General features: G+C 61.2%; 10 protein-coding genes. 7 read left to right on the top strand and 3 right to left on the bottom strand.

Annotated features, from left to right (window positions below; translation table 11 throughout):
• On the bottom strand, positions 1 to 475 hold a 475-nt coding region (locus tag EOA85_RS18015; protein WP_127210623.1), incomplete at its 3' end, for a DUF599 family protein.
• 161 nt (positions 476 to 636) lie between these two features.
• Between EOA85_RS18015 and EOA85_RS18010 the strand changes: the two genes are divergently transcribed.
• From EOA85_RS18010 to EOA85_RS17995, 4 genes are all read left to right on the top strand, one after another.
• Positions 637 to 2,040 carry an L-serine ammonia-lyase gene (locus tag EOA85_RS18010; protein WP_127210622.1) on the top strand — a complete coding sequence of 468 codons (1,404 nt, stop codon included), beginning with the start codon at positions 637 to 639 and terminating at the stop codon, positions 2,038 to 2,040.
• A gap of 115 nt (positions 2,041 to 2,155) precedes the next feature.
• Positions 2,156 to 2,593 carry a DUF1489 family protein gene (locus tag EOA85_RS18005; RefSeq protein ID WP_127210621.1) on the top strand — a complete coding sequence of 146 codons (438 nt, stop codon included), beginning with the start codon at positions 2,156 to 2,158 and terminating at the stop codon, positions 2,591 to 2,593.
• Positions 2,594 to 2,691: 98 nt separating this feature from the next.
• A complete protein-coding gene (locus EOA85_RS18000) occupies positions 2,692 to 3,423 on the top strand; it encodes a VWA domain-containing protein (RefSeq protein ID WP_164759726.1) in 732 nt (243 codons plus the stop codon).
• Positions 3,423 to 4,121 (top strand): DnaJ domain-containing protein, encoded by a 699-nt coding sequence (locus EOA85_RS17995; RefSeq protein ID WP_029352799.1) that lies wholly within the window; start codon positions 3,423 to 3,425, stop codon positions 4,119 to 4,121. Before EOA85_RS18000 ends, EOA85_RS17995 begins: the two co-directional genes overlap by 1 nt.
• Before the next feature lie 45 nt (positions 4,122 to 4,166).
• Here the strand turns inward: EOA85_RS17995 and EOA85_RS17990 are convergent, their stop codons facing one another.
• Entirely contained in the window at positions 4,167 to 5,582 is a 1,416-nt protein-coding gene (locus EOA85_RS17990; protein WP_127210619.1) for a D-alanyl-D-alanine carboxypeptidase, read from the bottom strand.
• A gap of 318 nt (positions 5,583 to 5,900) precedes the next feature.
• Between EOA85_RS17990 and EOA85_RS17985 the strand changes: the two genes are divergently transcribed.
• The 3 genes from EOA85_RS17985 (at position 5,901) to clpA (ending at position 9,305) form a co-directional block, all read left to right on the top strand.
• Positions 5,901 to 6,230, top strand: a complete 330-nt coding sequence (locus tag EOA85_RS17985; RefSeq protein ID WP_029352797.1) for a phasin family protein — start codon at positions 5,901 to 5,903, stop codon at positions 6,228 to 6,230.
• A 273-nt stretch (positions 6,231 to 6,503) separates the two neighbouring features.
• Positions 6,504 to 6,830 carry an ATP-dependent Clp protease adapter ClpS gene (gene clpS / locus EOA85_RS17980; protein ID WP_029352795.1) on the top strand — a complete coding sequence of 109 codons (327 nt, stop codon included), beginning with the start codon at positions 6,504 to 6,506 and terminating at the stop codon, positions 6,828 to 6,830.
• Positions 6,831 to 6,836: 6 nt separating this feature from the next.
• Positions 6,837 to 9,305: an ATP-dependent Clp protease ATP-binding subunit ClpA gene (gene clpA, locus EOA85_RS17975; protein WP_029352793.1), complete on the top strand. Its 2,469-nt coding sequence runs from the start codon at positions 6,837 to 6,839 to the stop codon at positions 9,303 to 9,305.
• A gap of 92 nt (positions 9,306 to 9,397) precedes the next feature.
• On the opposite strand, the gene EOA85_RS17970 is transcribed toward clpA, so the two are convergent.
• On the bottom strand, positions 9,398 to 9,829 hold the full coding sequence (locus tag EOA85_RS17970) for an HIT family protein (RefSeq protein ID WP_029352791.1): 432 nt from the start codon (positions 9,827 to 9,829) through the stop codon (positions 9,398 to 9,400).
• Positions 9,830 to 9,926: the final 97 nt, after the last annotated feature.

The following is a 9,926-nucleotide window of genomic DNA, read 5'->3' as shown; positions in this document are numbered from 1 at the left end:
AGGCCTCGCCATGCGGAATCGGCACAGCTCCGATCAGAATCGAGCAGTAGTTGAACAGCCGGTAGGCCCAGCCGAACTTGAAAAAGGAATAGGCAAGGATCAGCACCAATCCGAACACCTTCATCTGAAAGGCGGAGCGGGATGATGTCGCGCCGAGCGGCAGATCGCTCAGCATCGAAACAACCTGATCGGAGGCGCCGACCAAGGCAAAACAGCCGCCGATCGCAATCAGCGAACTGGAGGCGAAGAAGGCGGTTCCCTGTTGAAGACCTGCCATAATGGCGGTGTCGACGATGCGGATCTCGCGTTCGGCCATGGTCCGCATCCAGGCTTCGCGCTGGACGTTCATCGCTGTCGTCAGCGACATGCGGCTGACCAGCTTCCCGTCGGATGCGAGCGTATGCAGCACCCATACGAAAAGGAAGAAGGCCAGCGCCACGAGGTCGGCCGTCGACAAATGAAAGGAATCGCCCATGCGACCCTTTTACCACAAGCGGTGGCGCCGCTTCGATGGCGGAACGCAACGATGTCGCTGCCGGAGCAAACAAGGTCGGCAGGTGCAGCGCCGCGATCTTCGAAAGAGCGGAAACATCACAGGAATTCCTATATGTAAATTCCAATAGGAGACAGCGGCGCGTGTTCCTTTCGGTTTTCGACCTGTTCAAGATCGGCATTGGACCATCGAGTTCGCACACGATGGGACCGATGACAGCTGCGCGGCGTTTTCTCGACGAGGTCGCGGGAGATGACTGGCCACGCCCGGCCGGCGCCAAGGTCGACCGCATCGCCGCCAGCCTGCACGGCTCGCTTGCCTATACCGGCATCGGCCATGGTTCCGATCGCGCCGTCGTGCTCGGGCTTGCCGGCCAGACGCCGCAGACGGTGGACCCCGATCAGGCGGACAACATCGTCGACCGTATCGCCGCCCACAAGCGGATTTCGCCGCCCGGCCATCCCTCCTATCGCTTCGACCCGGCGACGGATCTGGTACTGGATCGCAAGACGCCGCTTTCCGGCCACGCCAACGGCATGGCTTTTTTCGCCTATGATGCTGACGACCGCCTGCTGCTCAAACGCATCTATTATTCCATCGGCGGCGGCTTCGTGGTTTCCGAGGAGGAGCTGCAGCGGATGAAGGTGAAGGGCTCGGTGAAGACGGAAGGCAAGAAGGTTCCATACCCCTTCAAGAACGCCGTCGAGATGCTGTCGATGGCGGCGAAAAGCGGCCTTTCCATCGCCGACATGAAGCGCGTCAACGAAGAGACGCAGATGCCGCGCGAGGAACTCGACGCCGGCCTCGACGGCATCTGGAGCGCCATGAAGAGCTGCATCGAGCGTGGCCTGTCGCAGGACGGCATCATGCCGGGCGGGCTGAAGGTGCGCCGACGCGCGCGGCAATTGCATGACAAGCTGCAGGAGCAGTGGCGGCAGAACCGGCCCAATCCGCTGCTCGCCAACGACTGGCTGTCGATCTATGCCATGGCGGTGAATGAGGAGAACGCCGCCGGCGGGCGCGTCGTCACCGCGCCGACCAACGGTGCTGCAGGCACGCTGCCCGCGGTGCTGCGCTACTGGCTGCATTTCCATCCCGAGGCCGACCAGCCGAGCATCCGCGATTTCCTGCTGACCGCGGCAGCGATCGGCGGCATCATCAAGACCAACGCTTCGATCTCGGGCGCCGAAGTCGGCTGTCAGGGCGAGGTCGGTTCGGCCTCGGCGATGGCGGCAGCGGGGCTGTGCGCCGTGATGGGCGGCACGCCCGAGCAGGTCGAGAACGCCGCCGAGATCGCGCTTGAACATCATCTCGGCATGACCTGCGATCCGGTCGGCGGGCTGGTGCAGGTGCCTTGCATCGAGCGTAACGCACTCGGCGCCGTCAAGGCGGTGACTGCTGCTTCGCTGGCCATCAAGGGCGACGGCGTTCACTTCGTGCCGCTCGATGCCGCGATCGAGACAATGCGCCAGACCGGCCTCGACATGAACGAGAAATACAAGGAAACCAGCCTCGGCGGACTGGCCGTCAATATCGTGGAATGCTGAGCCAAACTTTGCACTGGGGATTGGCACTGTGGAGAACAGCACTGCGAAGACTGGCACTGTGGAGAAAGTCGACCAGGCCGTTGACGCCTTCGCACGCCGGACTAAACCTTAATTCATGTCTCTTAATCTCATAAAGCTCTGCGTCGGCTGCGACAGCGTTGAAGATCTCGAAGAGTGGATTGCCTTCCGCCTCGACGAACGGCGGCGCGCCGGTGAACCGGTCGAGCAATACCACACCACCCGCATGATGCCGACGCGCGGCGCCGAGGTCACCGATGGCGGTTCGCTCTACTGGGTGATCAAGGGCAATGTGCAATGCCGCCAGTTGATCACGGAAATCCGTCCTTTCACCGATGACGAGGGCATCGGCCGCTGTCATCTGATGCTCGATCCCGCGGTGGTGCGCACCGAGTGGCAGCCGCGCCGCGCCTTTCAAGGCTGGCGCTACCTGAAACCGTCGGACGCACCGGCCGATCTCGGCAAGGGTAAAGCGGGATTGGTCGAGATGCCGCCGAAACTCAGGCGCGAGCTTGCCGATCTCGGCCTTCTCTAGGAAGGTCCTCCAAATTCAAAGCTGCCGTGATCGCTGGCCCTCCAGATCGCCTCATGCTGGGCTTGCAAGCTGTGCGACAACGCCACATCTTGAATGTCATGAGCGACAAGAAGCAGCCCGTGCCCGCAAAGGCCAATCCTGCGCCGGTCGAGTCCCAATCAAGCACTGGCGAGATCGACGCCTTTATCCGTCAGGCAAGGACGCTCGCTGCGTCCGCGACCGGTTCAGGCAGGCTGATACTCTCGCTCGACGCGACGATGAGCCGCCAGCCGACCTGGGACCTTGCCTGTGCGCTGCAGGGCGAGATGTTCGACGCCGTCGGCAAGGCCGGAGCGCTGAAGGTTCAATTGGTTTATTTTCGTGGTCTTGGCGAGTGCCGCTCATCTGGATTCGTCACCGATACGGACGCGCTGAAGCAGCTGATGACGCGGATCGAATGCCGCAGCGGCCAAACCCAGATCGGCAAGGTTCTCGCCCATGCGCTGAAACAGACGGCGGCGGCCAGGGTGAATGCGCTGGTCTATATCGGCGACGCGATGGAAGAAAACATAGACGATCTGGCCGAAAAGGCCGGCAGCCTCGGCCTGCACGGCGTTCCTGTCTTCGTCTTTCAGGAGGGCCATGATGCCGGCGCAGAAAAGGCATTTAAGGAGATTGCGCGGCTGACCAAAGGTGCTTGGTTCCGATTTGATCGGCGGGCCGCCGCAACCTTGGCCAGCCTGCTTTCGGCGGTCGCCGTGTTTGCAACCGGCGGGCTGAAGGCGCTGGAGGCCAGGGGCAGGCCGGAAGACCGGCTGATGATCGAGCATCTGCGGAGCAGCAGAAAATAATGGGCGCGATTATCGCATTCGTGGCGTTGCTTTTGGTGCTGCTCGGCGTGGCCACGATCTTTCTCCGCGCCGACCCCGCGAGACTCGCAAGCGGGATGAGGACACTTGGGCCCGTCCTGCTGGCGCTGATCGGCGTCGCCGTGCTTCTGGTCGGACGCGAAGGTATCGGCGGCTTGATCCTGTCGACGGCGCTCGCCTGGTATGGCTCCATGCGGATGAAGCGGCCGACGGCGAAACTGGAGCCGGGCAAGCATTCGACGGTGCGCACCGCGGCACTCGAAATGGAGCTTGATCACGATACCGGCAATCTGGAGGGGCTCGTGCTCGCCGGCCGCCATGAAGGCAAGATGCTTGGCACGATGAGCCTTTCGGAGTTGCAGCAACTTTATCGCGAACTCCCCGGCGACCCGGAGAGCCGCCAGTTGCTAGAGACGTATCTTGACGGCAGATTTCCCATCTGGCGCAAAGACGCTGAGGCGAATGGTGGCGAAGGGCTGGGTGTTTCGCCAGGTTCGGGCGCCATGACTAAGGAGGAGGCCTACAAGATCCTTGGTCTTGAAGCGGGGGCCGCCGCGGCGGATGTCCGCAAGGCGCACCGCCGCCTGATGCAGCGCCTGCACCCCGATATCGGCGGCACGTCTTTTCTGGCGGCGCGGATCAATGAAGCCAAGGACGTCTTGCTCTCCAATCACAACTAGTCTCCTTCGACGCAGAATTTTTCCGGGAGATGTTTTCGACGCCGTCTACTGCTGGACGGCGTAGCACTCGATTTTCTTTTTCTTCAGGGCGTTGCAGGCTTTCCAGGCAGCAGTCTTCGAACCAAAGCCGAACCGGGCGCGGTAATAGGTGACGCCGTCCTTTTCGAAGGCGACGGTGAAACCTGTGGCATCGGCGAGGATCGAAGGCGCCTGCTTGCTCGTCTCGTCCAGGAGAGCCTGGGCTTCGGATTGTTTTGGCGAAGAGGCGACCTGGACTGCCCAGCCGGACGGGACCGATGCCGTGTTGACGGGATCGACCGCCGCCGGTTCGGCGTAGGCTGCTGCGACCCTTGCCGTCGCGACATCGTCCGCCGTGGCCGCGGCCACTGTGTCGACCTTCTTGGTCTGAGAGACGGGCCTGGTCTGGACGACGGGGGTGGCTTCTTCAACGGCGGGGTCGGTTTCCTCAACTAGCGAGGCAATGGCATCATCGTCCGGGGCATCGTCGTCCGGCCGGCTGTCCGGCGTCGGCGCGTCGCGCTTGGGCAGGAACACTTTTGCCAGGGCGCTGATCGGGTTGCCGCCGCCGGCCTTGGCGACCAGCATGCCGCTGCCGCGCGACGACGCCTTCGGCATGTAGGTTCTGATCAATGCGGCCATCTGGTTGTCGCGGCTGCCGCCGGATTTCCCGCCTATCACCACCGCCACGATGCGGCGATCGCCGTCGTCGACCGAGGAAACGAGATTGTAGCCGGAGGCGCGGGTGTAACCGGTCTTGATGCCGTCGACGCCCTTGATGCGCCCAAGCAGGCGGTTATGGCCGTTGATGCGCCTCCGGCCGTAGAGAAAGGAACGCTGCGAGAAATAGCCGTAATATTGGGGAAAATGCTCCCGTAGCGCGATGCCGAGCACCGCCATGTCGCGCGCGGTCGTGAACTGACCGGGGTTTGGCAAGCCGTGGGCGTTGCGGAAAACGGTCCCCTTCATGCCCAGCGCCCGCGCCTTGGCTGTCATCATATGGGCGAAATTGGCTTCATTGCCGCCGAGAAGCTCGCCGAGCGCCGTCGCCGAGTCGTTTGCCGACTTGGTCACCATCGACAGGATCGCGGTCTCGACCGTGATCGCGCCGCCCCGTCTGACGCCGAGTTTCGTCGGCGGTTCAGCAGCAGCATTGGCCGAAAAGACGACCCGGGAGTTCTTGCTGATCTTGCCGTTCGCCATGGCCTCGAAGGCCAGGTAAAGCGTCATCATCTTGGTGAGCGAGGCCGGATAGCGCCGACCATCGGCATTCGAAGAATATAGCACCTTGCCGGTTTTGGCATCGATGACGATGGCCGCCGACCTCGCTGCCATGGATGAAGCAGCGTCGGCAACGACGAATGTCATCGCCAAAGCGAGGATCATGATCGTTTTCAAAGAGGACGCGGATTTGGAGAGAATGCCCGACAACGCCTGACGCACCGATAGTTCCTTTGAATTTTTTGTTGCTGGAGGCGGCAAAGGTCCTGCCTCACTTCGAGCCAAGCTATCGCGGTCAGCGTTACCAATCCGTTTATGGTAACCATCGTGTTCACCATTTTCTTCGAGCTTGAGCTTCTCTTTATTTGAATTTTAGCGATTGCCGGTGGCTGGGCCTGCACGCCGGGCCGGTCGCCCGGAACCGCGCTCGGCGAAACATTGACTTTTTGTGCAGTGCACAATATATAACTTGCATTGCACAACGCGGCCCCCGGACAGGGCGCGTCCACCGTTCAACGGCAACTGTCAAGGGAGCGTGAAATGACCCAGACCTATGAAGATTTCAGCAAGTACGGCAAGGAGTTTGCCGACACCGGCTTGAAGAGCTTCGCATCCCTTTCCAAGGGTGCGCAGGCCATCGCCACCGAGGCGGGCGAGTACACCAAGAAAAGCTTCGAGGCCGGGAGCGCAGCAGCCGAGAAACTGTTGTCGGCCAAGTCGCTGGAGAAGGCGATCGAGATCCAGTCCGATTTTGCCAAGCAGTCGTACGAAGCCTTCGTCGCCGAAGCGACCAAGATAGGCGATCTCTATGCCGAACTCGCCAAAGAAGCCTATAAGCCGTTCGAATCAATCGTCGCAAAAGCGAAGTAATCTCGCTATAATGTGAAGATGGCCCTCGGGCCTGCAAGACAGACCCGGTCGCGAACGCGCGGCCGGGTTTTTTCATGGCAACTTGAAATCAGGGGGCTCTGCCGCCTTCACGATTTCGAAAATCGGCCAAGTTTGGCCACCTAGCCATATTGTCAGCTAAACAGAAGGGCTTAAAATCGTTCATCGAAGACCTACATGTCGAACTCATATGGGGATTCGAAAAGGCAGGGCTACGTGACGATTGGTTTGACTGCCATGAGAGATGTGGTGCGGATGCAAAACGGCAACGACGGCAATGAGGCCGGTCGCGGCACGGCTGTCATCACGCGCACCAAAACCAAGACCAAGAAGCCTAGCCTTTATCGGGTCCTCATTCTCAACGACGACTATACGCCCATGGAATTCGTGGTTCACGTACTGGAGCGTTTTTTCCAGAAGGACCGTGAAGCCGCCACACGCATCATGCTACATGTTCACAATCATGGAGTGGGCGAGTGCGGGGTCTATACATTCGAGGTGGCCGAGACCAAAGTGTCTCAGGTCATGGATTTCGCCCGACAGAATCAGCATCCGCTGCAATGCGTGATGGAGAAGAAGTGAGGTAACATGCCGGCTTTCTCCCAAGGCCTGGAAAAGGCGCTTCACCAGGCGCTGACGCTCGCCAATGAGCGGCACCACGAATACGCAACCCTTGAACATTTGCTGCTCGCTCTCATCGACGACACCGAGGCGGCCGCGGTCATGCGCGCCTGCAACGTCGATCTCGACGAGTTGAAGCACACGGTTCTCACCTATATCGACACCGAGCTCGACAATCTCGTCACCGGCTACGACGAGGATTCCAAGCCGACGGCCGGTTTCCAGCGCGTCATCCAGCGCGCGGTGATCCATGTGCAGTCGTCCGGCCGCGAGGAAGTCTCCGGCGCCAACGTGCTCGTTGCGATCTTCGCCGAGCGTGAGAGCCATGCCGCCTATTTCCTGCAGGAACAGCAGATGACCCGCTACGACGCGGTCAACTACATTTCGCATGGCATCGCCAAGCGTCCCGGCGCATCCGAGACGCGGTCGCCGCGCGGCGCCGACGACGAGCAGGGCGGCCAGAGCGGCGCCGAGCCGCAAGAGGACGGCGGCAAGAAAAAGCAGCAGCAGGACGCGCTCACCGCCTATTGCATCAATCTGAACAACAAGGCCAAGGCCGGCAAAATCGATCCGCTGATCGGCCGCGGGTCCGAGATCAACCGCACCATCCAGGTGCTGTGCCGCCGCTCCAAGAACAATCCGCTCTATGTCGGCGACCCCGGCGTCGGCAAGACGGCGATCGCCGAGGGCCTTGCCAAGCGCATCGTCGAGGGTGACGTGCCGGAAGTGCTGCACAACGCCACCATCTTTGCGCTCGACATGGGAACATTGCTGGCCGGCACCCGCTATCGCGGCGATTTCGAGGAGCGGCTGAAGCAGGTCGTCAAGGAACTTGAGGACTATCCGGGCGCGGTTCTGTTCATCGACGAGATCCACACCGTGATCGGGGCAGGGGCGACGTCGGGCGGCGCCATGGATGCGTCGAACCTGTTGAAGCCGGCGCTGTCGTCCGGAACGATCCGCTGCATCGGCTCGACCACCTACAAGGAGTTCCGCCAGTTTTTCGAGAAGGACCGCGCTTTGGTGCGGCGCTTCCAGAAGATCGACGTCAACGAGCCGACCATCGAGGACGCCATCGAAATCATGAAGGGACTGAAGCCGTATTTCGAGGAGTTCCACAAGGTTCGCTACACGGCCGAGGCGATCAAGGCTTCGGTCGAACTGTCGGCGCGCTACATCAACGACCGCAAGCTGCCGGACAAGGCAATCGACGTGATCGACGAGACCGGCGCCTCGCAGATGCTGGTGCCGGAGGCCAAGCGAAAGAAGACTATCGGCATCAAAGAGATCGAAGCGACGATCGCCACCATCGCCCGCATTCCGCCGAAGACGGTTTCCGCCGACGACGAGAAGGTGCTGGCCGGTCTCGACGTTGAGTTGAAACGTGTCGTCTACGGTCAGGACACCGCGATCACGGCATTGACCTCGGCGATCAAACTGGCGCGGGCCGGCCTGCGCGAACCGGAGAAGCCGATCGGCTCCTACCTGTTCTCGGGACCGACCGGCGTCGGCAAGACCGAAGTGGCAAAGCAACTCGCCGCCTCGCTCGGTGTCGAGCTGATCCGCTTCGACATGTCGGAATATATGGAACGCCACACCGTCTCGCGGCTGATCGGCGCGCCTCCCGGCTATGTCGGCTTCGACCAGGGTGGCCTGTTGACCGACGGCGTCGACCAGCATCCGCATTGCGTGCTGTTGCTGGACGAGGTCGAGAAGGCGCATCCGGACCTGTTCAACATCCTGCTGCAGGTCATGGACCACGGCAAGCTGACCGACCACAACGGCAAGCAGATCGACTTCCGCAACGTCATCCTGATCATGACCACCAATGCGGGCGCCTCGGATGCGCAACGCGCGGCGATCGGGTTCGGCTCGACCAAACGCGAAGGCGACGATGTCGAGGCGATCAACCGGCTGTTCACGCCGGAATTCCGCAACCGTCTCGATGCGATCATCCCGTTCGGCTCGCTGCCGGTTCCGGTCATCCACCAGGTGGTGCAGAAGTTCGTCATGCAGCTCGAGGCCCAGCTCTCCGAGCGTGGCGTCACCTTCGACCTGTCGCAGGAAGCGATCGCCTGGCTGGCCGAGAAGGGCTACGACGAGCGCATGGGAGCACGGCCGCTCGGCCGCGTCATCCAGGAGCACATCAAGAAGCCGCTGGCCGACGAGGTGCTGTTCGGTAAGCTCAAGAAGGGCGGCACGGTGCGTGTCACCGTCGAGAAGAAGGAGACCGGCGAGACCGGCCTGAAGCTCGAGTCGCTCGCCGACGAGGCGCCGGTCAAGCCGAAGAAGGAAGAACCGGACGACACGCCGAAACTCAAGAAGGCTGCCAGCAAGAAGCCCGTCGCGAAAAAGGCGATCGCGCAGAAGGCGGAGCCCAAGGGCAAAGATGGCGGCAAGCGCAGCTTGGTGCCGCAACTGCCCCGCAAAGGGTGATGGCCTGAAAACTAAAAAAGCCCCGGAAACGGGGCTTTTTTATTGGATAAAGAGGTAGTGGATGCTGGAGGCGTTGTGCGCGACGCCCGGCTTCAGCTTCCCAGCTCTGTTCGTATCTTGTCAGCGTTCTCAGTCAACACTTCCGGTTTCTCCATCTGCCCGCTATGCGGCTTCAAAGGGATTCCCTGGAAGCGCGGAATGACATGGACATGGAGGTGGTAGACGGTCTGACCCGAAGCAGGCTCGTTGAACTGCAGGATGGTGACACCATCGGCGCCGAAGGCCTTCTTCACCGCCAACGCCACCTTCTGCACGACGGCGAAGAGCGGGCCGAATACTGCCGGGTCCGCGTCAAGCAGGTTGCGCGACTGCGCCTTCGGCACAACCAGCGTATGACCCGGCCCTTGCGGCATTACATCCATGAAGGCAACGATCGCGTCATCTTCATAGACGCGATGCGACGGTATTTCACCGCGCAGGATTTTCGCGAAGATATTGTTGCTGTCGTAGGTGGGGTCAGCCATGGCGTGCGCTCCGGATTGGGCCTTGCTCTACCGCATCAAACCCGAAAATCGGAATCGATTTTCGGAAAGTACGATGCGGAGATTCAAAGTGTTAGAG

This window comes from Mesorhizobium sp. M5C.F.Ca.IN.020.29.1.1, from assembly GCF_003997375.1.
GTDB classification, from domain to species: Bacteria; Pseudomonadota; Alphaproteobacteria; order Rhizobiales; family Rhizobiaceae; genus Mesorhizobium; species Mesorhizobium wenxiniae.
Note: the sequence above shows the minus strand (reverse complement) of the source record. Positions and strands in the feature narration are given on the sequence as shown.

Excerpts from the sequence above, each read along its gene's own strand:
- EOA85_RS18005 (WP_127210621.1), top strand. The coding sequence starts at position 2,156 with ATGTCTCTTAATCTCATAAAGCTCTGCGTCGGCTGCGACAGCGTTGAA.
- EOA85_RS18000 (WP_164759726.1), top strand. The coding sequence starts at position 2,692 with ATGAGCGACAAGAAGCAGCCCGTGCCCGCAAAGGCCAATCCTGCGCCG.
- EOA85_RS17995 (WP_029352799.1), top strand. The coding sequence starts at position 3,423 with ATGGGCGCGATTATCGCATTCGTGGCGTTGCTTTTGGTGCTGCTCGGC.
- EOA85_RS17985 (WP_029352797.1), top strand. The coding sequence starts at position 5,901 with ATGACCCAGACCTATGAAGATTTCAGCAAGTACGGCAAGGAGTTTGCC.
- clpS (WP_029352795.1), top strand. The coding sequence starts at position 6,504 with ATGCAAAACGGCAACGACGGCAATGAGGCCGGTCGCGGCACGGCTGTC.
- clpA (WP_029352793.1), top strand. The coding sequence starts at position 6,837 with ATGCCGGCTTTCTCCCAAGGCCTGGAAAAGGCGCTTCACCAGGCGCTG.
- EOA85_RS17970 (WP_029352791.1), bottom strand. The coding sequence starts at position 9,829 with ATGGCTGACCCCACCTACGACAGCAACAATATCTTCGCGAAAATCCTG.